Annotated in this window: 22 protein-coding genes; 16 read left to right on the top strand and 6 right to left on the bottom strand. The window is 63.8% G+C overall.

The features are described 5' to 3' along the window. The first annotated feature begins 14 nt into the window (after positions 1-14). The gene (locus tag ACFQX9_RS14440; protein ID WP_018453930.1) at positions 15-872 is read left to right on the top strand and encodes an SDR family oxidoreductase; all 858 of its coding nucleotides are present in this window, start codon (positions 15-17) and stop codon (positions 870-872) included. Positions 873-963: 91 nt separating this feature from the next. Here ACFQX9_RS14440 and ACFQX9_RS14435 read toward each other — a convergent pair whose 3' ends face one another. Then, positions 964-1,479 (bottom strand): ferritin-like domain-containing protein, encoded by a 516-nt coding sequence (locus ACFQX9_RS14435; protein WP_018453931.1) that lies wholly within the window; start codon positions 1,477-1,479, stop codon positions 964-966. An 86-nt stretch (positions 1,480-1,565) separates the two neighbouring features. Between ACFQX9_RS14435 and ACFQX9_RS14430 the strand changes: the two genes are divergently transcribed. The 4 genes from ACFQX9_RS14430 to ACFQX9_RS14415 all read left to right on the top strand — a co-directional run bounded on the left by ACFQX9_RS14430 (position 1,566) and on the right by ACFQX9_RS14415 (position 2,526). Further along, entirely contained in the window at positions 1,566-1,760 is a 195-nt protein-coding gene (locus ACFQX9_RS14430; protein WP_007614011.1) for a hypothetical protein, read from the top strand. Between the two features lie 120 nt (positions 1,761-1,880). Then, positions 1,881-2,063, top strand: coding sequence for a hypothetical protein (locus ACFQX9_RS14425; protein WP_143273038.1), 183 nt, complete (start codon positions 1,881-1,883; stop codon positions 2,061-2,063). Then, positions 2,063-2,275 carry a hypothetical protein gene (locus ACFQX9_RS14420; RefSeq protein ID WP_143273036.1) on the top strand — a complete coding sequence of 71 codons (213 nt, stop codon included), beginning with the start codon at positions 2,063-2,065 and terminating at the stop codon, positions 2,273-2,275. The genes ACFQX9_RS14425 and ACFQX9_RS14420 overlap by 1 nt, the downstream gene beginning before the upstream one ends. A gap of 50 nt (positions 2,276-2,325) precedes the next feature. Further along, entirely contained in the window at positions 2,326-2,526 is a 201-nt protein-coding gene (locus tag ACFQX9_RS14415) for a hypothetical protein (protein WP_377789002.1), read from the top strand. A gap of 45 nt (positions 2,527-2,571) precedes the next feature. Here ACFQX9_RS14415 and ACFQX9_RS14410 read toward each other — a convergent pair whose 3' ends face one another. Next, positions 2,572-4,359 carry a peptide ABC transporter substrate-binding protein gene (locus ACFQX9_RS14410; RefSeq protein ID WP_247767597.1) on the bottom strand — a complete coding sequence of 596 codons (1,788 nt, stop codon included), beginning with the start codon at positions 4,357-4,359 and terminating at the stop codon, positions 2,572-2,574. Between the two features lie 390 nt (positions 4,360-4,749). Between ACFQX9_RS14410 and ACFQX9_RS14405 the strand changes: the two genes are divergently transcribed. From ACFQX9_RS14405 to ACFQX9_RS14365, 9 genes are all read left to right on the top strand, one after another. Further along, positions 4,750-5,544 carry a MetQ/NlpA family ABC transporter substrate-binding protein gene (locus ACFQX9_RS14405; RefSeq protein WP_204512175.1) on the top strand — a complete coding sequence of 265 codons (795 nt, stop codon included), beginning with the start codon at positions 4,750-4,752 and terminating at the stop codon, positions 5,542-5,544. Between the two features lie 136 nt (positions 5,545-5,680). After that, positions 5,681-6,715: a putative FMN-dependent luciferase-like monooxygenase gene (locus ACFQX9_RS14400; RefSeq protein ID WP_204512174.1), complete on the top strand. Its 1,035-nt coding sequence runs from the start codon at positions 5,681-5,683 to the stop codon at positions 6,713-6,715. A 28-nt stretch (positions 6,716-6,743) separates the two neighbouring features. Continuing rightward, on the top strand, positions 6,744-7,370 hold the full coding sequence (locus ACFQX9_RS14395) for a CMD domain protein (protein ID WP_204513992.1): 627 nt from the start codon (positions 6,744-6,746) through the stop codon (positions 7,368-7,370). 12 nt (positions 7,371-7,382) lie between these two features. After that, a complete protein-coding gene (locus tag ACFQX9_RS14390; RefSeq protein WP_377788999.1) occupies positions 7,383-7,967 on the top strand; it encodes an alkylhydroperoxidase domain protein in 585 nt (194 codons plus the stop codon). A gap of 60 nt (positions 7,968-8,027) precedes the next feature. Then, a complete protein-coding gene (locus ACFQX9_RS14385; RefSeq protein ID WP_026232631.1) occupies positions 8,028-9,185 on the top strand; it encodes an ABC transporter substrate-binding protein in 1,158 nt (385 codons plus the stop codon). Between the two features lie 13 nt (positions 9,186-9,198). Continuing rightward, positions 9,199-11,022 carry an ABC transporter permease gene (locus ACFQX9_RS14380; RefSeq protein ID WP_204512172.1) on the top strand — a complete coding sequence of 608 codons (1,824 nt, stop codon included), beginning with the start codon at positions 9,199-9,201 and terminating at the stop codon, positions 11,020-11,022. After that, positions 11,022-11,864 carry an ABC transporter ATP-binding protein gene (locus tag ACFQX9_RS14375; protein ID WP_018453942.1) on the top strand — a complete coding sequence of 281 codons (843 nt, stop codon included), beginning with the start codon at positions 11,022-11,024 and terminating at the stop codon, positions 11,862-11,864. The genes ACFQX9_RS14380 and ACFQX9_RS14375 overlap by 1 nt, the downstream gene beginning before the upstream one ends. Further along, positions 11,861-12,601, top strand: a complete 741-nt coding sequence (locus ACFQX9_RS14370) for an ABC transporter ATP-binding protein (protein WP_085383548.1) — start codon at positions 11,861-11,863, stop codon at positions 12,599-12,601. The genes ACFQX9_RS14375 and ACFQX9_RS14370 overlap by 4 nt, the downstream gene beginning before the upstream one ends. A 284-nt stretch (positions 12,602-12,885) precedes the next feature. Further along, a complete protein-coding gene (locus tag ACFQX9_RS14365; RefSeq protein ID WP_018453944.1) occupies positions 12,886-13,917 on the top strand; it encodes a HoxN/HupN/NixA family nickel/cobalt transporter in 1,032 nt (343 codons plus the stop codon). 13 nt (positions 13,918-13,930) lie between these two features. Here the strand turns inward: ACFQX9_RS14365 and ACFQX9_RS14360 are convergent, their stop codons facing one another. Beyond that, a complete protein-coding gene (locus ACFQX9_RS14360; protein ID WP_026232634.1) occupies positions 13,931-15,433 on the bottom strand; it encodes a helicase HerA domain-containing protein in 1,503 nt (500 codons plus the stop codon). Positions 15,434-15,708: 275 nt separating this feature from the next. Continuing rightward, positions 15,709-16,773 (bottom strand): ketopantoate reductase family protein, encoded by a 1,065-nt coding sequence (locus tag ACFQX9_RS14355; protein ID WP_007595931.1) that lies wholly within the window; start codon positions 16,771-16,773, stop codon positions 15,709-15,711. A gap of 852 nt (positions 16,774-17,625) precedes the next feature. On the opposite strand from ACFQX9_RS14355, the gene ACFQX9_RS14350 reads away from it, so the two are divergent. Next, positions 17,626-18,708, top strand: coding sequence for an alpha/beta hydrolase (locus tag ACFQX9_RS14350; protein ID WP_377788996.1), 1,083 nt, complete (start codon positions 17,626-17,628; stop codon positions 18,706-18,708). Between the two features lie 94 nt (positions 18,709-18,802). On the opposite strand, the gene ACFQX9_RS14345 is transcribed toward ACFQX9_RS14350, so the two are convergent. Then, entirely contained in the window at positions 18,803-19,282 is a 480-nt protein-coding gene (locus tag ACFQX9_RS14345) for a MarR family winged helix-turn-helix transcriptional regulator (protein ID WP_377788994.1), read from the bottom strand. A gap of 503 nt (positions 19,283-19,785) precedes the next feature. Between ACFQX9_RS14345 and ACFQX9_RS14340 the strand changes: the two genes are divergently transcribed. Beyond that, positions 19,786-21,360: a porin gene (locus tag ACFQX9_RS14340; protein WP_085357572.1), complete on the top strand. Its 1,575-nt coding sequence runs from the start codon at positions 19,786-19,788 to the stop codon at positions 21,358-21,360. Between the two features lie 1,357 nt (positions 21,361-22,717). On the opposite strand, the gene ACFQX9_RS14335 is transcribed toward ACFQX9_RS14340, so the two are convergent. Continuing rightward, positions 22,718-23,353, bottom strand: a complete 636-nt coding sequence (locus tag ACFQX9_RS14335) for a MarR family winged helix-turn-helix transcriptional regulator (RefSeq protein ID WP_377788992.1) — start codon at positions 23,351-23,353, stop codon at positions 22,718-22,720. Positions 23,354-23,554: the final 201 nt, after the last annotated feature.

The following is a 23,554-nucleotide window of genomic DNA, read 5'->3' as shown; positions in this document are numbered from 1 at the left end:
CCTGGAGCCACTCCATGACCGAATATCCAAAGCCGCCTTATCCCTCCCAGCAGCAATCGATGCCCGGTTCGACCCGCGCGATGAATCCACGACCGGATCACGGCGAAGAGAGTTACAAGGGCTCCGGGCGACTGTCCGGAAAGAAGGCAATCATCACCGGTGGCGACAGTGGCATCGGCCGCGCGGTCGCGATCGCCTATGCCCGGGAAGGTGCCGACATCGTCATCGCCTATTTGAACGAGGACGAGGATGCCGCTGAGGTCAAGACGCTGGTGGAGCGCGAGGGACGCAAGGTCGTCCTGATCCCCGGCGACATCCGCAATCCCGATCATTGTCGCGCGATCATCCAGCGCACCGTCGAGGCGTTCGGCGCAATAGACATCCTCGTCAACAACGCGGCGCATCAGGACACGTTCAAGGAGATCGCTGAGATCAGCGACGAGGAATGGCAGCGGACGTTCGAGACCAACATTCACGCCATGTTCTATCTCACCAAGGCTGCGGTCCCCCACATGCGCCCGGGAGCGGCGATCATCAACACCGCGTCGGTGAACTCCGACATGCCGAATCCAACCCTGCTGGCCTATGCCACGACCAAGGGCGCCATTCAGAACTTTACCGGCGGCCTTGCGCAGATGCTGGCGGCAAAGGGCATTCGGGTCAATGCGGTCGCTCCGGGTCCGATCTGGACGCCGCTGATTCCGTCGACGATGCCGGAGGACAAAGTCAAGAACTTCGGCAAGCAAGTGCCGATGCAACGGGCCGGCCAACCGGCCGAACTTGCGACCGCCTATGTCATGCTCGCCGATCCACTCTCGAGCTACACGTCGGGAGCGACCCTGGCGGTCACCGGCGGCAAGCCGTTCATCTGACCGAACCTGCAACGAGAACGTGGCAGCCCCGCGGGTGGGGCCGCCACGTCTAGTACGTCTTCACCAGCACGCCTTGACCAGCAGGTCTCGATCAAGCCGCGCTGGACGCCTTGGCATTGACGCCCTTGCGAAGCGCCACGGTGTTCAGCTTGGTGTTGGCGGCCTTCTCTTCGTTCAGGTTCGTCGTGAGGAAGCGCACGATGTCGTCGTGCCCGAGTTCCTCCGCCCATGCGATCAGCGTGCCGTAGCGGCACATCTCATAATGCTCGACGGCCTGTGCGTTGGCCACGATCGCGGCATCGAGCACGGCCTTGTCCTCGATTTCGCCCGCGGTCTCATCGGCCTCCTTGATGAGGCCGTCGATGGCGGGACAGTGTGTCCCGCTGGGCTCCTTGCCGAGCTTCGCGAATGCCTTGCCGAGCCTGTCGACCTGCTTGTTGGTCTCCTCCAGATGGGCTTTCAAGCCGGCGGCAAGGTCCCTGTTTGTCGCCTTCTCGATCATCTTCGGCAGAGCCTTGAGGATCTGCTGTTCCGCGTAATAGATATCCTGCAGGCCGTGCAGCAGCAGGTCTTCCATCGATTTGATGTCCTTGGTGAAGAATCCCATAAACGACGTCTCCTTTGACAATGATGGAACTGGAACGCTGCACAGCCCTAGCTGTTCCATTCCCGTGATCAGATCAGGAGAGCCGAATGAGCGATGGTGCGGATCATCTTGCGGGCTTGCTCGGACGAGCGGCCATGGACGTGTGGGGTGACATGCCTCGCGACATCCAGGAAGCGCTGTTCGAGACCGCCATGAAGGGGCGTCCTGCGGAGCGGGAAGAGCTCGCGCGACTGCTGCACGAGCGGCATCCCCGTACGCTTCATCCGGCACGGCCTGGCTGAGCCGCGGCAGGAACGATTGTGTCAGAAGCCGATTTGTAAAATGGGCGAGGCGCGGTGAATGGGATTGACGAAGCCCGTGAGCCGTAGCTCGCCCAGGATCAAATCGGTGAGTCGATCGGCGTGACTGAAATGATGATCGGAAAATGGTACGACCCGATCTCCCAGCGATGGATCGTGCCTCGCGAGGAACGTCCGGTGGCGGACTATTCGCAGTCCAACCCGGAGAAGGGGCCGGAAAGCAGCGCATCGCGCGAGGCGCAGCGGATCTGGGACCTGTTGGTCGATTGCTGTGCGCGCGGTTGATGTCCGAGCCGCACCATCATTCGCTTCTACTTGGCAATTCAGAGAGTGATGACATAGACCGCGAAGGCAATGATGAGCGCCAGGCTTACGACGGCGGTGCTGATCAATATCTTGCCCATGGCGCGTCCGTGTTGTCTCGCCGCGTCAATGTAACAGCCGCCATTTTCGTTCCGGAGCGGCAGGTGAAGGTGGCTCCCACTGTTCACATGTGAACAGTGGGTGTCGGCACCAAATGGCGTGAACTATATCATTTGATACAGACATGGCTGCGCCGATCGTGCTCAGGCGGCGTCGCGTTCAGCAAACCACCACTCTGCAAGAACGGCTTGCGGAGTTCACCAGGACCATCCGTGAAAAGGCCGAGGCGTTGCCCGACGGCAAGGAGCGGGATGAGCTGATGAAACGGCTCAGAAGCGCCGACGCGGCGTCAAACCTCGACCGTCAATTCGCCGGCAGGGATTGAGCTGGTGGTCTGCCGAGGCGGAGTTTGCGTTCAGCCTCTCCGGCGTCAGCTGCGATACCAACTCGCCAGATTCCAGGTCGTGACGTCCCATCCCGACATGTCGACCATGAGGTTGTTGACGCCTGCGTTGACGATGTTGCGGGATAGAAGCGGCAGGAACACGTTGGCCTCGCAAAAAGTTTCGTCGACCTTGATCAGCAGCGCGGCCCGCTTGACCGGATCAAGCTCGTTCTGCGCAGACTTGTAGGCCTTGTCGGCCTCGGGATCGGACCAGCGCGAGACGTTGCGGCCGAGCCATTTGTTTTCCTTGTTGGAGATCTCCCAGGAGACGCACTGGTTCAGGAAGCGCTCCGGGTCGGGCTGCGGCTGCGTGGTGTTGTACATCTCCATGTCGGCATAGAACTTGGAGTAGGTGTCGGGGTTGCCGACGTCGGACGAGAAGAACACCGATGCCGTGACCGCCTTGATTTCGATCTCGATCCCGGCCTTCTGGCAGGCCTGCTTGATGATGGCCTGCGTCTTCTGACGCGGCGCATTGGTCGAGGTCTGGAAGACGAATTTGAGCTTCTTGCCGTCTTTCTCGCGGATGCCGTCCGCGGCCTTGGCCCAGCCGGCCTCGTCGAGGATCTTGTTCGCCTTGTCGACGTCGAACTCGTATTTCAGCTTCGGCGACTTGAACTGTTTGGGCGCGTTGACGAAGCTCGCGGTGGCGACGCCGCCGCGCCCGTAAATGAATTTCTGAATCGACTCGCGGTCGATCAGCAGATTGATCGCGCGGCGAACGGCGGGATCGGACAGCGTCGGGTGCTTGGTCTTGGGGCTTGAGCGCTCGCCGTCCACCTCGGTCCAGGGGTCCGTCGTGTTGAGGATGATGAATTCGACGTTGCCTGATGGCGTGACGTCGAGCTTGCCCTTGCCGCTGGCCTCCATGCGTTTGAGGACCTCCTCCTCCACCTGCATGTTCCAGGCATAGTCGTATTCGCCGGTCTGCAGCACGGCGCGCGCGGCGGACACCGCATCGCCACCGCCCTTGATCTCGAGCGTGTCGAAATGCGGCTGGTTCTTGACGTGATAGTCGGGATTGCGTTCGGCCCGGATCAGGTCACCCGGCTTGAACTCGACGAATTTGTAGGGACCAGTGCCGACCGGCTTCAGATTGCCGGGCGCTTCGCGCGACTTCGCGCCGACATAGTCGCCGAAATGATGTTTCGGCAGGATCGGACCGACCGAGCCGACGAAGGGATCGGCCCAGAACGGCGTCGGCGCCTTGAACAGCACCTTGACGGTGTGGTCGTCGATCTTCTCGACCGTGATGTCTTTGTAAGACCCCGTAGTGTACGCCGCCGTGGCGAGATCCGAGGCGTATTGCCAGGTGAACACGACGTCGTCGGCGGTGAAGGGCTTGCCGTCATGCCATCTCACGCCCTGCTTCAGTTTCCAGGTCACGCTCAGGCCGTCCGGCGAAAGGCCGCCGTTCTGCTTGGACGGAGCCTCGGCCGCGAGGCAGGGGACGAGGTTGCCGTCCTTGTCCCAGCCGGCGAGCGGCTCGAAGAAGACGCGCGAGGCGATCTGGTCCTTGGTCCCGAGCGCGAAATGCGGATTGAGCAGTGTAGGGGCCTGCCAGAGCAGGATCTTGAGTGGGCCGCCGCCGCCGGCCTTGGTCGGCTTGTAGGGCAGGGTGGCGTCCGCCATCGCCACGTCGTTCCAGACCAGGATCTGGCTCGCGACAGGCGCCGCGATCCCGATCGCAGCCATCGTCTGCATGAACGAGCGTCGCGACAAGGTGCCCTGCTGCACCTCAGTGATGGACTTGCGGATTTCGTTCTCGTTCATCGGATGATCCCCCACTTCAAGGACAAGTCGTCACCGGCCAAGGCCCATCATGTTTGATCATGGGCGAGGCGGCAATGCCACCAAGGTCAGAAAACCCTGCGGCGAAATGACGAATGTGCGGGGAGAGGTCTGACGCCCGGATGGAGCCGAGCGCAACCAGGATAAGTCCAGCCGCGCTGGCGGCGCCCCGGATTGCGCATCGCTCCATCGGGCTACGGGCAACGATCCGTGGGTTTTGTCGTGACGCGTCTCACGCTTGCGCAGATGCATTCGTTCCCCACATGCGGTCGAACGGAGAAGCGTGGTCCGCGTCAATCGGTCAATATGGATTTACATTTCATTGATTTCGCGCCGCGGAGAAGCGAATACGGTTCCAATCATTGCCGAGTCATGGAGACCAAGATGTCGTTCTGTTCCACCCTGATCCTTGCGACCGTGCTCGCCGCCTGGTCGGCCGCCGCTTCAGGCGAGACCATCAAGATCGGCGTGACGCCGGGGCCGCACGCCCAGATCTTCGAGGCGGTGAAGCCGATCGCCGCCAAGCAGGGTCTCGACATCCAGCTCATCGAATTCTCCGACTACGTCGTGCCGAACGCCGCGCTCGATGCCGGCGAGATCCAGGCCAATTCGTTCCAGAACCAACCATATTTGGACAATCAGAAGGCGGACCGTGGCTACAAGATCGAAGCCGTCGGCCTGACCGTGAATTTTCCGATCGGCGTCTATTCCAAGAAGCACAAGGCCTTCGCCGATATCCCCGAGGGCGGCAAGGTCTCGATCCCGAACGATCCGACCAATGGCGGCCGCGTGTTGCTGCTGCTGCGCGACAAGGGCGCGATCAAGCTGAAGGACGGCACGGGTTTCAAGCCGACGGTGCTCGATATCACCGAGAATCCCAAGAAGCTGAAGTTCATCGAGGTCGACGCGGCGCAGGCGCCGCGCGCGCTCGACGACGTCGACGCCGCCGCGATCAACACCAATTATGCAACCCAGGCTGGCCTCGATCCCGTCAAGGATCCGATCCTGCGCGAGGACCCGAAGGGTCCCTACGTCAATCTCATCGCCGTTCGCACGGTCGACAAGGACAAGCCCTGGGTCAAGATCCTGGTGGACAGCTATCACACGGCGGAGGTCAAGGAGTTCATCCTGACCAAGTTCAAGGGCGCGGTTCTGCCGAGCTGGTAGGCAGTCTGCCCAGCCAAAGTTCAGCTCGGGGCGATCCCGGCGGGCGGGCTTGCGTACTAGCCCTGCGCAATGCCCGCTTGTCTGGAGCTGCGGCAACCGACATCATCGGGACCTATCCTCGTCCGACAGGGGTCGTATGAAACGCTTAGCAAACCTGAAACGCCTGGGGTTTTTCACACGGCTTCTCGACGAGGCCCCGCCGGCCGACCGATATCGCTTCGCGGCCGAGCAGATCGTGCGCGCCGAGACGGCGGGCCTCGATTCCGCGTGGATCGCGCAGCACCATTTCCACGAGCGCGAGGGCGGCCTGCCGTCCCCCTTCACCTTCCTCGGTTATGTCGCAGCCCAGACCTCGCGCATCAGGCTCGGCACCGGCATCGTCACCTTGCCGCTGGAGAACGCGGTGCGGGTGGCGGAGGATGCCGCGGTGCTCGATCTGCTCTGCAACGGTCGCTTCGAGCTCGGTGTCGGCACCGGCGGCAATCCCTCGGCCTTTGCCGCCTTCGGCCTCGACAGCGCCCAGCGCAACGAGATCTTTGCGCGCAATCTGGACGTCGTCCGCACCGCGTTGGTCGGCAAGCCGCTCGAAGGTGGTGACACGCTCTATCCGCAGCGGCCGCAATTGGACGACAGGATCTGGCAGGCGACGTTCTCTGTCGCGGGCGGCGCGCGTGCCGGCAAGGCAGGCGATGGCCTGTTGCTGTCGCGCACCCAGCCTCGAACCAAGGAGGCGCCGAAGGCAACGCTCGCCGAGATTCAGAATCCGGTGATCGATGCCTATCTCGAGGCGCTGCCGCCGGGACGGGAGCCCCGCATCATGGCCTCGCGCACCGTCTTCGTTGCCGACGACCGGACTGAGGCGATGCGTCTTGCCGATATCGGCCTGCGGCGCGCGCTCCCGCAATTCCTCAAGGGCGGCCACGCCAAGCCAGGCGAAACGCTCGAGGAGATGATCGCGGCGTTCGACACCCATGTCGGCGCGGCCGACGACGTCATCGCTTCGCTCCGCGCCGACGCCACGCTGGAGCGGGTGACCGATCTCGTCTTCCAGGCGCATTCGGTCGATGCCCCGCATCCCCATATCCTGCGCTCGATCGAGCTGGTGGCGGAGAAGGTCGCGCCGGCGCTGGGCTGGGCGCGGACGGCGCCCGACGTGGCGCTGGCGGGTTAGTCGGAATGAGGTTGCAAGAGGCTGAATGATGGCTACGAAAGATATCATCGACACGCTCGCCGGGATCGAACCGGGTTCGGCTCTGGACGGCATTCGGGCCAAGCGCATCCAGGCGCGCGACAATGCGCAGAAGAGCTATCTCTCGCTGTTCGAGCCGATCGACGCCGGCGATGTCTCGCTGGTGGAGCGCGCCGCGGTCGCGCTCTTCGTGATCGGGCTTCACCGCGAGCCCACGATGGCCGGCTTCTATCGGGCGAAGTTAGCTGCGACCGCCGATGGCGCGCGCCTGGTCGAAGCTGTCGATGTCGAAATCGCGCGGGGCGAGACCTCGGGCCCCTACGGTGCCTTTCCAACCGGCCCCCTGTCTGTCGAAAACAAGGCCGGCTTGATCTACCGCGTCAGCGCGGAGCGCAAGCCCGATCTCGGGGACCGGCTCGCTGCGGCGTTCGAACATGCGCATCTGCTGGTGTTCCGCCCGCGCGATGCGGCCGCCGCCGACATGAAGGCTCTGCTCGCCGCCGGTTGGTCGAACACCGGAATCGTCACGTTCTCTCAGCTCGTTGCGTTCCTGTCGTTCCAGGTGCGCGTCGTCACCGGACTGCGCGTGCTCGGTGCCTCGCTCGGGCGCACCACGAACGCCGCGGCCGGCGCGTAAGGAGGCTGCATCATGAGCGCTGCAAACAATGCCAATCCGCCCGTCGTCTTCACCCAGGACGAACTGAGCTGGGTGTCCTGGATCGACCCGCTGCTCGAAGCCGAGCTGACCGAGCGGCATTTCGCGGGCCTCGTCGATCGCTTCCGTTCCAAGTCCGAGTATTTCCGCCTGCTGGTGCGCGACCCCGAGGTGCTGGAAGCCCGCACCAAGACAGACAAGGACATCTTCTACAACGTCGCCGACGGCCTGCCGCGCGCCGAGCGCGAGCTCGCGGCGGCTGCGACCTCGCGCTACAACGGCTGCATCTACTGCGCCTCCGTGCATGCGCGTTTCGCCAGCACTTATTCCAAGCGCCGCGACGATGTGCAGCGCCTGCTCGACGAGGGCGTCGGCGCCGATCTCGGCGAGCGCTGGAATGCGGTCGTCAAGGCCTCGGTGGCGTTGGCTGCGACGCCGATCGCGTTCAGCCCCGACAATATCGATGAGCTGCGCCGCGCCGGTCTCGACGATGCCGAGATCGTCGACGTCATCAACGGCGCGTCGTTCTTCAACTGGGCGAACCGGCTGATGCTGTCGCTTGGCGAGCCCTCGAAATAGCCAATCTCACCGGCATGGAAATTGCTAGTTGTTTCAACGCCTGACAGGATGGAGCCGTCCATGAGCAACATCGATCGTCGTACCCTGGTCAAGGGCTCGCTTGCCGCCCTGATGGCGGGGGCAGCCTTCTCGCGCGCCGCGCTTGCGCAATCGTCCGAACCGATTTTGCTGGGCGTCAGTGGTCCGTTGACCGGGCCGAACGCACAATATGGCACGCAGTGGAAGCAGGGCTTCGATCTCGCGCTCGACGAGATCGAGGCAGCGGGCGGCATCAACGGCCGCAAGCTCGCCTATAATTTCGAGGACAGCCAGAGCGACCCGCGCCAGTCGGTGGCGATCGCCCAGAAATTCGTCTCCGATCCCAGGATTGTCATGGAGCTCGGCGACTTCTCCAGCCCCGCCTCGATGGCGGCCTCGCCGATCTATCAGCGCGGCGGGCTGGTGCAGTTCGGATTCACAAATTCGCATCCCGATTTCACCAAGGGCGGCGACTTCATGTGGAGCACCTCGGTCAGCCAGGCTGACGAGCAGCCGCTGCTGGCGGCCTATGCCGTCAAGCGCCTCGGCCTGAAGAAGCTCGCCGTGCTGCACCTCAACACCGATTGGGGCCGTACCAGCCGCGACTATTTCGTTAAGGCCGCGAAGGAGCACGGCGCCGAAATCGCCGTCACCGAAGGCTACATCGCGGAGGAGCGCGACTTCCGCTCCACGCTGGTGCGTGTCCGCGACGCCAATCCTGACGGGCTGATCCTGATCTCCTATTATTCCGACGGTGCGCTGATCGCGCGCCAGGCGCGCCAGGTTGGGCTGAAGCAGGTGATCTGCGCCGCGAGCTCGGTCTACTCGCCGAAATTCCTGGAGCTCGGCGGCGAGGCCGTCGAGGATGTTCATGTCGGCACGCGCTACTTCCCGGAAGACCCGCGCCCCGAGGTGCAGACGTTCATCGCCGGCTTCAAGAAGAAATACAACGGGGTGGAGCCCGACGCGTTCAACGCCTACGCCTATGACGCGATGAACATGGCGGCCGCCGTGGTGAGGATCGGCGGCGCCGACCGGCGCGCGATCCGCGATGCCTTCACGAAAGTGAAGGACGTCTCGAGCGTGATCTTCGGCAAAGCGACGTTCGACGTCGAGAGCCGGCGCGTCAAGGGCGCCATGAATGCGGAGCTCGTCGTGCGCAAGGGCCAGTTCGCCCTCTGGGACGGCAAGCCGACCTGAGGGGATCTCCTGCGTGTCTTCCTGGCTCGACTACACGATCAACGGGCTGATCGTCGGTAACGTCTACGCCCTCGTTGCGGTCGGGCTCGCGCTGATCTTCGGCGTCAGCCGGCTGATCAACTTTGCGCAAGGATCGATCTACCTCGTCGGCGCCTATATCGGCTGGGTCGCGGTGGTGCAGCTGCATACGCCACTGCCGCTCACCATCATCCTGGTCGCGGTGGCGGCGGCGCTGGTCGGCTTGATCATCGAGCGGTTCGGCCTGCGCCCGCTGCAGAACTCGGTGCGCATCGCACCGCTGCTGGCGACCATCGGCATCAGCTTCGTGCTCGATCAGCTCGTGATGCTGACTTTTTCGCCCAATCCGCGCGCATTGCCGAGCCAGTTGCCGGATGTCCGCTTCCAGATCGGCGGCGGCACGATCGGCCCGCTCGATCTGCTCATCGCCGGTGTCGGCCTCACCAGCGCGTTGCTGCTGTTCGTGTTCCTGCGCTACAGCAAGCTCGGCTGGGCCGTGCGTGCCACCGCGCAGGACCGCGACGCCGCGATGCAGATGGGCGTCGACGTCAACCGCGTCAATCAGGCCGTGTTCGGCATTGCGGCTGCGCTCGGCGGCGTCTCCGGCCTGCTGGTCGGTATGTACTATAACCAGATCGACACCGCGATGAGCCTGCAGGCGACGCTCAAGGGCGTCGTCGCCGAAGTCGTCGGCGGTGCCGGCAATGTGCCGGGTGCGGTGATCGGCAGCCTGCTGCTGGGATTGGTGGAGAGCTACGGCGTTGCCGTGTTCGGCACCAGCTACCGCAACCTGTTCGCGTTCCTGCTGCTGGTCGTGGTGCTCGTGCTGCGCCCGAACGGTCTGTTCGCCAGCGCGCGGCAGGCGCCGCCCGAGCCGCTCACCGGCACTTTCATCGCGCCGAGCCGCCCGGTCTGGATTCCGCGCTGGGCTCTGCTGATCGCTGCCGTCGTCTTCGCGATCCTGCCGCTGTTGCCCGTGTCGTTCTACGTGCTCCAGACCCTGATCAACGCCTGGCTGCTCGGCATGCTCGCGCTGAGCCTCACCCTTGTTGCAGGCACGATTGGTCAGGTCTCGCTGGGACACGCCGCGCTGCTCGCGATCGGCGCCTACACCTCCGCGCTGCTGTCGCTCACGTTCGCTGTCCCGGTCGGCCTTGCCATCATCGGCGGCGGCCTGATGAGTGCTGCGCTGGGCACGGCGCTGATCTCGCCGTCGTTCCGGCTGCGCGGACATTATGTGTCAATCGCGACGCTCGCGATCGGCGAGATCGTCTCGCTGGTGATCCTGAATTGGGAGAGCGTCACGCGCGGGCCGATCGGCATCTCCGGCATCCCGCCGCTGTCGCTGTTTGGCTATGAGCTGGTCAGCCCGATTTCGATCTACTGGTTCAGCTTCATCGTGATGGTCGTGCTGGCGCTGCTGCAGGGACGCCTGCTCGGCTCGCATCTCGGCCGCAGCTTTCGCGCCATCCGCGACGACGACATCGCCGCGCGGGCCTATGGCCTCAGCCTGAATCGCTACAAATCGCTGGCCTTCATCTTCGGCGGCTTTGCCGCGGGGGTCAGCGGCGGCATCGCCGCGCATCTCTATTCCTATATCAACCACGAGACCTTCAACACGCAGCAATCCATCCTGGCGCTGACCGTCGTCATCCTCGGCGGTCTCGGCAATGTCGTCGGGGCGATTCTCGGGGCGGTCGCGCTGGTCGGCCTGCCGGAAGTGTTCCGCATCGCGGCGGAGTATCGCATCCTGATCTACGGCATCGTGCTGCTGCTGCTGGTGCGGTTCAGGCCGCAGGGCCTTTTGGGGACGGTGTGATGATGGACGCACACACGGCGATGCTGTCCCTGCGCGGGCTCACGCGGCGCTTCGGCGGCCTCACCGCCGTCGACGCCATCGATCTCGATCTCGCCAAAGGCGAGCTGATCAGCATCATCGGCCCGAACGGGGCGGGCAAGACAACGCTGTTCAATCTCGTGACCGGGCTTGACCTTCCGGACGCCGGGACGGTTCGCTTCGAAGGTCAGGACATCACAGGTTTCTCGCCGGAACGCCTGGCGGCCGGAGGCATCGCGCGGACGTTCCAGCTCGGCCGCGTCTTCGGCAATCTCAGCGTGATGGACAACGTCCTGATCGGTGCGCATACGCGCTTGCGCGCGGTGAAACCGGCAGTGCCGGTGATCGGCCCGCTGCTGGAATTGGGTCTGGCGCTGCTGCGCCCCGCTAGCGTCAAGGCGGAGGAAGAGCGGCTGCGCGAGGAGGTGAAGGTCATTCTCGCGCGCTTCGGCGAGCGGTTGCTGCCGCGTATCGATCAGCCGGCCTACAGCCTCTCTTACGCCAACCGCCGCCGCGTCGAGATCGCGCGCGCGCTCGCCTTGAAGCCGCGCCTGCTGCTGCTGGACGAGCCGACCGCCGGCATGAATCCGACCGAGACCACGGAGATGCAGGGGCTCGTCGCCGAGCTGAAAGCCGAAGGGCTGACGATCTTGCTGATCGAGCACAAGCTCGAAATGGTGATGCGCCTCTCCGATCGCGTCATCGTCATGGACGAGGGCAAGAAAATCGCGGAAGGCCCGGGCGAAGCGGTGCGCGGTGATCCCAAGGTGATCGAGGCCTATCTCGGCCACGGCCTGACGACGAAGCAGGAGAGCGCGGCATGACGAACCCGCCTCCCGATGCGCTGCTCGCGATCACCGACGTCAATACCTTCTATGGTCAGGCCCAGGTGCATTTCGACCTGTCGATATCAGTTCCGCGCGGCCACATCGTCTGCCTGCTCGGCGGCAATGCCAGCGGCAAATCGACCACGATGAAGATCATTCTAGGCCTCGTGAAGCCGCGCTCGGGCGACGTGACGTTCGACGGCACTTCGCTACTGGGACTTACCACGCCGCAGATCGTCCGCCGCAGCATCGCCTCGGTGCCGGAGGCACGGCGGCTGTTCGCCGACATGAGCGTCCGCGAGAACATTTTGATGGGCGCCTTCGTGCGCGACGACCGCGAGGCGATCGCGCAGGATCTCGACAAGATGCTCACGCTGTTCCCGAAGCTCGGCCAACGGCTGTCGCAGCGCGCCGGCTCGCTCTCCGGCGGCGAGCAGCAGATGGTCGCGATGGCGCGCGCGCTGATGAGCCGTCCCAGGATGATCGTGATGGACGAGCCGACCATGGGCCTGTCGCCGCTTTACGTCGACCGCGTGCTGGAACTGACCCGTACCATCAACCAGGAGGGCGTCTCGGTCTTCATGGTCGAGCAGAACGCCAGCCTCGCGCTCGAGATCGCGCACGAGGCCTATGTGCTCCAGACCGGCAAGATCGTTCTCTCCGGCTCCGCCCGCGCGCTGAAGGACGATCCCCGCATCCGCGATGCCTATCTCGGCGGCTCCGAGGCGGCGTAGCGCCATCTCGGCCTGCATGGTTCGAGACGCCCGCCCTTGGCGGGCGCCTCACCGTGAGGGTCTGGCGATCTCGCGGCGAAGCAAGACCTCATCCTAAAGGAGCCCGCGCAGCGGGCGTCCCGAAGGACGCCGCAAGCACTGCTGCAGAACCGTGCCGCCCCTCCGGGATTGCACTGGTCAGTATGACCACCTTATGAAAAGATCATACCGCTCGTGCGATGGGTCGTGCAGCGGACGGAATGATTGGCGTGACGAAATTATCTTTGCGGGCGGTCGACCCCGGAATGATGCTGCTGTTCGGCGGGTTGATCGCGGCCAACATCGGGGCGTGGGCTTGGGCGTTCGCGGCGTTCGGTGACCGGCCGACGGTGATGGCGACCGCGCTGCTTGCCTGGGTGTTCGGCCTGCGCCACGCCGTCGATGCCGACCACATCGCGGCCATCGACAACGTCGTGCGCAAGCTGATGCAGGCCGGCGATGCGCCGCGCAGCGTTGGTCTCTATTTCGCGCTTGGTCATTCCACCGTGGTTGTGGTCGCGACCATGCTGCTCGCGCTGGGCTTGGTGAGCCTTGGCGGCGACAGCCTGCTCAAGGACGTCGGCGGCTTCATCGGCACGTCGGTGTCGGCGCTGTTCCTGCTGGTGATCGCGGCCATCAACCTGGTCATCTTCGCCGGCCTGTGGCGGACGTTCCGGATCGCGCGCGCGCAAGGCATCCACGACGCCGCGCAGCTTGATGCGCTGCTCGCCAGCCGCGGATTGCTGGCGCGGCTGCTCGGCCCGATGTTCCGCCTGGTGACCAAGCCGGCGCATATGTACCCGCTCGGCTTCCTGTTCGGCCTCGGCTTCGACACCGCCACCGAGATCGGCCTGCTCAGCATCTCCGCCAGCGAATACGCGCTTGGTGCATCGCTGGCCGACGTCATGGTCTTTCCCGCGCTGTTCGCATCAGGCATGGCGCTGGTCGACACCGCCGATTCCGCGCTGATGGTCAGCGCTTATCGTTGGGCCTTCGTCGATCCCTTACGGAAGCTCTGGTACAACCTCACGATCACCGGTGCCTCGGTCGCGGTGGCGCTGTTGATCGGCGGCATTGAGGCGCTTGGCCTGATCGGGGATCGGCTCGGCCTGTCTGGCGGTGTGTGGACGCTGGTCGACGGCCTCAACGATTCGCTCGCGAACGTCGGCTTCGCCGTGATCGCGCTGTTCGCGATTGCATGGCTGGTTTCGGTCGTGCTCTATCGCAGGCTATACGCGCTCGAGCGGCGGCGCACGCCTGATGTGCTGGTGGGCGCCGATGCTACCGAGACAGCATGAGTCAATCGTGGGCTCAAGCCGAAGCTGCGCTCTCCGCCGGCAGATCGTCGGCATTGGGATCGCCCGGCGCGGTGGCCCAGGCCAATTCCACCAGCGTCACGAACCTGCGGCCGGCGCCGTCGAGCTGGCAGACGATCAGGCCCTGCTCTTCCATGTAGCCGAGCAGGCGCTGCGCCCGGCGCAGCGAATGCGAGCCGTAGGCGCGGGCGATCGCGGCGTCACCGGGACACGGCCAGCCTTCTTTCGCCGCACGCGCGATCATCATGAAGACGCCCTGCATGTCGTCGGGAAGGATCGAGGCGCGGAGCGACACGTCCTGCCAGGCGTCGTCTTCGGCATGCTCGGCGCCGAGCCCGGCGCGTGCCCGTGTCAGCATGCGGCGGAATTCGGTGAGGTCGGGCACCGCCGAGCCGAGGCCCTCGATGCGGCAGCGGACCACGAACTCCTGGTACAGCACGCCCACCGCGCGGAAACCGGCATCGGGCGCGGCGAGCACGGCACGAAGGGTCCGATCCACGCGTTCGCGCCGTTCAGCGAGCTCTTCGGCACTAATCGGGACCTCGATTATTTCGGGGCCGATCTCCGGTGCCGCAGCCTTCGCGGCGCGGAGCTGCTCGAGCAGATCGGGCGCGGGCCGGCGCTGCGGCCGGCTGGCATCGGGCGGCGGCGCGGCCAGGATCACGGCGCGCATATTTTCGAGTGCGGCTTCGGGCATCGGCATCAGCCGCGGCGTGGAATTGCGCGGCTGGGTTTCGGTCGCGCCGATGTTCAAACGCAGCGGCCGGCGTGACAGCGCGGGGCCGAGCGCCATGAATTGTCCGCGTTCGAGATCGCGAAACGATTCGGCCTGCCGCCGCTCCATGCCGAGCAGGTCGGCGGCGCGCGCCATGTCGATGTCGAGGAAGGTGCGGCCCATCAGGAAGTTGGACGCTTCCGCCGCGACGTTCTTGGCGAGCTTCGCCAGCCGCTGGGTCGCGATGATCCCGGCAAGCCCGCGCTTGCGGCCGCGGCACATCAGATTGGTCATCGCGCCGAGCGAAAGCTTTCGCGCTTCGTCCGAGACTTCCCCCGCGACCGCAGGCGCAAACAGCTGCGCCTCGTCGACCACGACCAGCATCGGATACCAATGGTCGCGGTCCACGTCGAACAGTCCGCCGAGGAAGGCCGCGGCGCGGCGCATCTGGTTCTCGGCGTCGAGCCCTTCGAGGTTGAGCACGGTGGAGACGCGATGCAGCCGCGCGCGCTCGCCGGCAACCTGAAGGCCGCGTTCGGTGTGATCCTGGGCCTCGATCACGAGATGGTCGAAATGCTCCGCCAGGGAGACGAAATCGCCTTCGGGATCGATGATCGCCTGCTGCACCCAGGGTGCGCTCTGCTCCAGCAGCCGCCGCAGCAGATGTGATTTTCCGGAACCCGAATTGCCTTGCACCAGGAGGCGGGTCGCCAGCAGTTCCTCGAGGTCCATGGCCGCCGCGGCGCCCGCCGTGGTCTGCCCCATCTCGATCGCAACCGTCATGCCCGACTCAAGTCCCATCATTCGCGGACAGGGGCTTATCAATCCGGCCGTGGCGCGTCGAGCACCATGGCGTAAATCATGCGTTGTTGCCCACGGCGGATTTCAGGCGCGATTCGATTGCCGTAGAAGTGCGGGCCGATAGGGCGCTTGCGGACCGGCGTCCTGGGGTATCACTTGCGCGAGTTCCCCCCTTGATGTGCGAAACCGCCATTGCACCGTGCGCTTGGCATGCGCCCAGCCAATGATGGGTGCGGGGCAAAGGGGATCGCGGCCCGTTACAGCGCGCCCGATCCGCCCTGCACGATCTTCTCGTTGAGCTTCAGGTCCACGGTCTCGACCGTGCGGTCGATCTCTGCATTGGGCGCGCCGAGCTGATGCGAGATCAGCTTGACCAGCAGGTCGACGCGCTCGATGAAGGGCGCGCCGCCGGCCACCGCGCGTGCGGCCGATGACGGCTTCAGCAGGCTCTCGGCAGCCTTGGCGTATTTCGCGAACGGCACCTGGTCCTGCGGATCGGCGCCGAGACGCCTGGCGATGGCGTCGACATGCTCGTAGATCGTCTGCGAGCGCGCGAGATCACCGTGCACGGCGTCCCGGATCGACTGCGGCTCGTGCGGCGTGATGCAGCGGTAGTTGCCGGTCAGCAGCATCGACCATTTGGCCAGCGGCACGAACAGGGAATCGAACACCTTCAGCTTCACCGGCACGTCGTGGCCGTCGAGGGTCACCGCGTCGATGTCGGCTTCGAGCTCGCGCAGCACCTTGTTGTGCTTCTCGTCGGCGAACACGGATGCCTTGAAATTCGTGGGCAGACCGACGTGCAGCACGTTCGCAGCCTCTTCCGGCGGACGGAATGCCTGCGGGTCGGGCGAGCACAGGGTCACCAGCCCCGGCTCGAAGCGCTCCCACACCTGCGCATTGGTGTAGGCCTCCTCGAGATCCATGTCTGCGAGCGAGGGGATCCGCTTCAGATAGGGCAGCGGCGGCATGTTCATGATCGAGAGGCACGGCAGCTTCGCCGCGGCGATCCTGACCATGAGAACGCGCACCGTATGGTTGGTGTATTGCGGCTCCTGCATCGCAAGGCCGACCATGTCGTAACGGGACAGGTCCACATTGGCCGGCGTCACGGCGTCGAGCTTGCCGGGCAGGTCGCGCGAGAAGATGGCGCGGTGAACGGCCTCGTCACGCAACTTGATGCGCACCTCGGTCCCCTCGCGGTTGATCAGCTCAGCGGTCTTGGCGCGGCAGACCAGGGTCACGTTGTGCCCCGCCATCAGCAGCTTCGTGCCCAGCAGGGAGCCGTAGGAAGCCCCGAGAATCAGGATGTTACGCGCCATGTCTCGTCCCTTTGACAATTGGTGATTTTTGGGCCCCGGCCGTCAGCCGCGGGCGAGTTTGGCGGGCATGTAAGGCAAAGTGCGTGGGGATGGCAACTGGGATAATGAATACAAGGCGCGGATCAGCGGGCGGCCCGGCGTGTTGCTTGACGCCGAAAGCAAGACGACGCCAAACCGGCGGCGGTTGTGCATGGTCGTTGAGTTGCTCAAATAACTGGCTTACCGAAGTAAGAAATGTTGCACATCTCAATCGCCCAGGCTCTCCCAGAACGCGATCATACCTCGTCACGTCTCGCGCGCCGGGTGCGGATGAGCGGCTTCGAGGATTTTGTCGCGCCGGTTTTCCTGCGACATTGACTAGCGGAAAGTCCTTTGGCGAAGGCCGTCGGCATCGATCAGGCGGTAACCCGCCGCATTTTTATCGCTGGCGTGATTGGTGGCGCGCCGGATCGGCGTCATGAGGAATCATGATGGAAGCCGACACAGGCGATGCCTTCTCCCCCGTTAAATGAGCTCCAATTTTAGTCGTCCACCGCAACAAAAAACTGCAAACGCGGGACAGCAAAAAATGGCAGAGTGGTGCGGGCCTAAACTGTGTATCAGCAACGGAGCTGAGACGTGACGATTGAGTTGGAGTCGGCGTGCGACTTGTTTTGCGACCGGTTCGTTCGGACTGTAGTCCGTCCGGTCCAATGCCCCCGCCCGCGAAGGGAAAACGGAACGATCATCGGGACGGCAGACGCAAGCGCGATCACGCACGCGTGACATCGCATCGAGCAGACATGCAGGGCGTTGCGCTGACAGCGCTGCGCCGAGTCCAAGCAACCGCCGACGCGCCGTTCGGGGACGGGCATGGAAGATGATCATTGGCCTCACGGCACGTGCGACGGCGCCGGTCGAAGCCTGGCGTGCTTGCGAAAACGCGCGTCCCATTTTTTCGAAAGCTTGTCCGTCGCGGAACTCGTGCGCGAGGCGCACAGGCATCGGTGGATTTCGGAGTGGTTGAGGATCTCAGGCGAGTACCGGATATTCGCCGAATCGGCGCGCGTAACCAGTTCAGCTCAGATCGCGCGGGAAGCGTGGCTGTGCTCGCTGACGGCCCTTGAAGTCGCGAGGAACCTGTCTTGGCCCGGAGATCCCGGGGGTACCGACCTCGTAGACAAGGTCAGACTCTGCCTGAGGGGCTTCGAGGAGGACGCCGGTTCGGCGATCGAGCGTGTGGAGATCGACTGCTTTGATCAAGGCTCGCTTGCGGGCTACTTTCTGCCGGCGTTCCCCGATCGGTCTTTCGCACCCGCGGTTATCTGCGTCAGCGACGAGGACATCACCCTCGGCTCGATGATGAGCAGGCTGTTGCCGGCTTCAGGGCGACGGAACGTGTCACTCCTGCTCGTTGATGCCGGCGATTCATCCGGTCGTAGCCCCTTCAAGCCGGCGCATATTCTTCAATGCTGGCTGGATTACCTGGAAGCTCGTCCGGACGTCGATTCGCAGCAGATCGCGGTCTACGGCGAGGGGGCGGCCGCCAGTCACGCATCCCGTCTTGCCCTCGTGGATCGCAGAATGGCTGCCGCCGTGTGCGACGGCGGCATTGCGACGCCGGTCATGCGCCGGGCATCGCTGCGCTGGATGATCGGCGTCGAGCAGGCGGTCCGTGACGGGCCCTCGACGGGTTCGTTGCTGCCGTTGTGTCGGATACCTTGCCCGCTTCTGATGGTCGTCGGCAGCCGCTCAATGGTTTGGGAGGAGGATGCTCTCGAACTGCAAGCCGGCTATCGGCAGGCCGGAGCCGATTGCGCGACCGTCGTGCCGAACTGCATTCCGTACCCTCTGGGCGAGGTCGAGAATTTCATCGCGGTGGACGATTTCATTTTCGAATGGCTCGACAGCAAACTTGGAATTGCCCGCCAGCTGGCTTCCGTGACCTACCTCTAAGGCGCCAAGAGATTGGGAAGGCGAGAAAAGATTGGGAAGGCGAGGAGAGATTGGGGATGAATCGAGGCGCGCGTTCCGCGCCTGACGTCAGGAGTCAGGAAGCGTCGATGGCCAGCAACCGTGCGGCCAGCCGGGCATTCTTGGCAATCGTTGCGAGCGCGGCATTCAGGTCGGCCAAGGTCTTCTCGTCGAGCTCGTTGAACATGGTCGAGTTCAAGGCGAGCTTTCTCTTCGACAGTTTTTCAATCTCCGTCGTTGCTTTCGCCGTCAGCGACATCAGGACGTAGCGTGCGTCGTCTGCGGCCGGCCGTCGCGACAGGAAGCCGCCCTTTTCGAGACTCTTGGTCTGGTTGGTGACGAAGGCGGGGTGGACGCGCAGCTTGTTCGCGATGTCGATTCCCGCGACACCTCGCCCCTGGTCCAGTTCGGTGATGGCCATCAGGATCAGCCACTGCGGCTCGGTAATGCCCAGCAGTCCGGCCCAGCTGGTGTGGATGTCCTCCAGCTGGGAATGAATTTCGACGACGTTCCAGATGAAGTCCGTAATCGCCCTGCCGAGTTTCTTCTCGATCATGTGGCTCCTCCCCGTTTATCCCTTGCCTATCCTTAATGGGATATCTCGGAAGCGTCTCGAAAATCGCGCGCCGACCAAACAGAGATACCGCGCGGAAGAAATCGTAGGCCCCATTATTACTTGCAAAGAACAATTAATTTCATTATCGATTATCGCGCTCTATTTCGCTGCTCTTGACCGACGCGACGGACAGCGATGCGAGACCTCCAAGAAGCCCTCGGGATGCCCCCTGAGGGCTTTTCTGGCTTGTATGCAATGATATTCCGGGGTGATATCGCCGCTGTTGCCCTCAAGCCACATCGCGACCCGAAGTGTCGATTCATCAAAGCAATAAATTGAGACCATTGTTTTTATAAATTATATGTGAAGCCGCGACGGAGGGGGCACCTCGCTGTCGTTTCAGTCCGAACCTTCGGTGCGGGCCTGAATTGAACGGAAATTGAGAGGGTAAAGCGGCGTCCACCGAGGACCCGAGCCCCCTGAACCGACCTGGAGGTTTACTAATGAAGTTGACGAAGACACTCTTTCTCGGCTCGGCTGCCGGCCTGATGGCCGCCTCCGGGGCGTTCGCTGCCGATCTTCCCGTGAAGGCCAAGGCGGTCGAATACGTGAAGATCTGCTCGCTGTACGGCGCCGGTTTCTACTACATCCCGGGCACCGACACCTGCATCAAGCTCGGTGGTTACCTGCGTGCCGATGCGAACCTCAATACCAATTCGGACTTCAACCCGAACCAGAGCGGTGTTGCCGGTGCACGCAACCGCCTGATGAACTACTACACCTTCCGCGCTCGTGAAGACCTCAACATCGACACCCGCACCGCGACCGAATACGGCGTGGTCCGCACGTTCTTCGACGGCGTCTTTACCTGGACGACCGGCAACTATTCGGGCACCGGTTCGGCAACGGGTGGCACCCAGTACAGCGGTACGCTCGGTCTCAACGCTGCGGGCACAGGCCTCGTCGGTTCGGGTAGCGGCAACGTCAACGGCACCGACGGCAATACCTCGGCCGGTGCGCTCGGCGTATACTACGCCTTCATCCAGTTCGCCGGCTTCACGATGGGTAAGGCCGTGTCGCAGTTCGACGCGCCCTGGACCAACTATCCCGGCAACATCACCGACAACCTCGTCGGCGGCAGCGGCACCGTTACTGGCGTCACCCAGTTCACATACACCGCCGACTTCGGCCAGGGCGTCACGGCATCGTTCTCCGCTGAAGATGCGACGGCCTACTATCAGGCCGGCAACCTCAACATGACCGGCGCGACCGCAGGTGGCATCATCGGCGGTTCGTACGGCACCAACGCCCTCGGCGGCTCGCGTTCGCCGAACCTCGTCGGTCAGGTGCGTGTCGATCAGGCCTGGGGTCTCTTCCAGGCGTCAGTGGCTGCGCATGACAACCATGTCGCCTATTACGGCGCGACCGAAGCCACCGGCCATCCCGACGACAAATGGGGTTGGGCTGTTCAGCTCGCTTTGTCGATCAAGAACATCCCGACCGGCGCGGGTGACACGATCAACATCCAGGGCGTCTACACCGACGGCGCGACCCGCTACAACTTCCAGAACCTGTCGGGCAGCAGCTACTCGCTGTTCGGTAGCTCGGGTGTTGCCTACCAGAGCGTTGGCTTCGCCAATGCTCCTGACACGGTGTACGTGACCGGTAGCTCGCAGGAAACCGTCAAGACCTGGGGCTTCCGTGGCGCTTACACCCACAACTGGGATCCCAACTGGAACTCCTCGCTGTACGGTGCTTACGCTCAGGCCCAGTTCGGCACGCTGGCCAAGACCACCATCTGCGGCGCCGGCGGCGGCGCCGGTGTGTTCGGAGCCCTGGCAGGTGTGACGGGTTGCAACCCGGACTTCGCGATCGGCCAGCTAGGTGTCGTCACCCGGTGGACCCCGGTCAAGAACCTGACCTTCTCGGCGGACGTGTCCTGGACCCATCTCGACCAGAAGTATTCTGGTACGGTTGGCGCCTCCCCGAGCGTCGCGACCGCCAAGCCGACGGCGGCCTACGAGCTGAAGGATCAGGACTCGGTCGCCATGATCCTCCGCGCTCAGCGCAACTGGTAAAATCTATCGAAACACATGAACGAACACCCGGCGGGAAACCGCCGGGTGTTTTTTTGCGCAAGGCAGATGATATAGGGCGGCGAAGCCCCGGTGCCCGGATGGAGCGGAAGCGTGATCCGGGGGCTGCTCGCGCTGCGTCCGGCACCTTCCCGGATCACGCTTCGCTTCATCCGGGCTACGGGACCGCGCCTGTGTCGCCCCCGTGTCAATCCGCTCTCACAAAAATATTCCGCTTTACCGAAATTCGGAAACGACGTATGTGTCGTGCATCCCGGCTCATCCTTGAGGGGCGATCTTGTGGTCGTCATGTTCGCGAGCCGGGCTTGCGGTGGACGCGGCAGCGTTCGGGTGCGAGAGGCCAAGGGCAGGGCGGATTGCTCTCCGTGAGCCCAAGGCTGCGTTCCAACGAGCGGCGCTGCTAGGCTTCGTCTCGTCTGTAAGTTTCCGGCTCCGTCGACAGGGCTGGAAAAACTGCGGCGAAATGGCGAGCCGTGCGTACGGCAAAACCGTGTGGTCCTGGCCGTCGTTGCTACGGTCAAGCCCTGGCGAATGCGGCATCCGCGTCAACCGGCGCGGTGCCGGTGACTTTCGTTGGGACGAGGGAGGCCAAAAGGAACTCGGCTCCCGGGAGAGCACGGCATAAGCCGTCCAACCATCGCGCAGGGAAGGCCGAGTGATTGGCTACACCTGTATGCTGCTGTGCGGTTTCCTTGCGCTACATTTTCGCGCAGCGGACCGCGGGTGCCAGCCGGCACCCGGTCTTCCCTGCGCCCTCTTGGCTTTGAGGGTGGAATGACCAGGCAAAGCTCGGGCGAAACGCCGCGAGGACGCGAAGGCGTGTCTACGGCTACACACTCCCTGTCATCGCCCGGCTTGACCGGGCGATCCAGTATTCCGAGACAGTTATGATTGAACCGAGAAGCCGCGGCGTACTGAATTCCCCGCTTTCATCGGGGAATGACAGTGGTGCTGGGAGGACGAAGCCGCCGCCTCATACTCCGTCATTGCGAGCGCAGCGAAGCAGAGTCTTACCGCGGAGAGACTCTGGATTGCTTCCGCCTTCGCTAAAGCTTCGGCGGACAAGTCGCTGCCCTCGCAATGACGATGTGGGGAGAATGTGCGCCACACTCCGTTCTCGTGCCCTAGACGCAGCGCAGCGCTTTTGCGGTGCGGCTGCAGAGCCGGGGCCCATCTCGCCGCATCACGCCGTGTCGCCCTGGTCCCGGTTCTGCGCAGCAGCGCCATAAGCGCGTTTACGCGCGTCTTCGACACGCTTTGCGCGTTGCAGCTTGTCCGGAACATGAGAGGCTCTGTGCGCCTTTCAGAGATCGCCACCGCGCGGAAATTTACGCGTGCCTCACCCCTGGTTCACCACGCGCGCGCGGTCGAGATGCTCCTCGATCTTGGGACGGTCGCGGGTGTGCTCGAAACTGGTGCAGAGCAGTTCAGTCTCCTCGAGCGAAACCGGGGCGCGATACAGCCGGCACATGAATTCGGCCGTTGCGCGTCCCTTGCCGGTACCCGGCCCGCGTTCGGCGAGAAACATGCAGTCCCGGCAGACGCTGGCATCGAGCCGCTGATGTGCCGCGTCGAGATGATTGAGGATCTCGCGCAGCGAATCGCGCAGCCTGACGCACTCGTCGGGTCCGAGCGCCGTGACCGCGTTCAGCACGTGATTGACCGGATCGTGCTGGCTCAGGCACTTCTCGCCCTGCGCAGTGACGTGCAGCACGACAGAACGCTTGTCTTCGTGCGACGGCTTTCGCACCAGGAAGGTCTTGCTCTCCAGCGTCTTCACAATCTGCGATGCAGTCGCCCTGGTGGCGCCGATGAAGCCGGCGAGCGCGGAGGGCGTGCGCGAAAACCTGTTGGCGCGGCCGAGAAAGCGCAGCGCCATCCATTCCCGATCGCGCAACCCATGCTGATCGCCTTCGAAATACCAAGCCCTCGCTGCCTGAACCAGCAGCTCCACGGCTTCTCTTGCCAATGGCATGAATTCCTACCTTGCCCCGGGAGTCACGTCTGCGGCGCTCCGGAGCCGCCTTCCGCCGTTGCGCACGAGCCGTTTGCGAGAAGCCGGACCACCGGCAATGTCCGACACATGCACCGTGCTCTTCTCTCGCGTGAAGGCACGGCCTGCCCGGCGTCCGACCTGGACTGATGAGCACTGCAAGCTATGGCGTGGGAGGCGGTG

This window comes from Bradyrhizobium sp. GCM10028915 (genome assembly GCF_042666195.1).
In the GTDB taxonomy this organism is placed as follows: domain Bacteria; phylum Pseudomonadota; class Alphaproteobacteria; order Rhizobiales; family Xanthobacteraceae; genus Bradyrhizobium; species Bradyrhizobium canariense_D.
The sequence above is the reverse complement of the archived record's forward strand: the minus strand, read 5'-3'. Positions and strand labels throughout refer to the sequence as shown.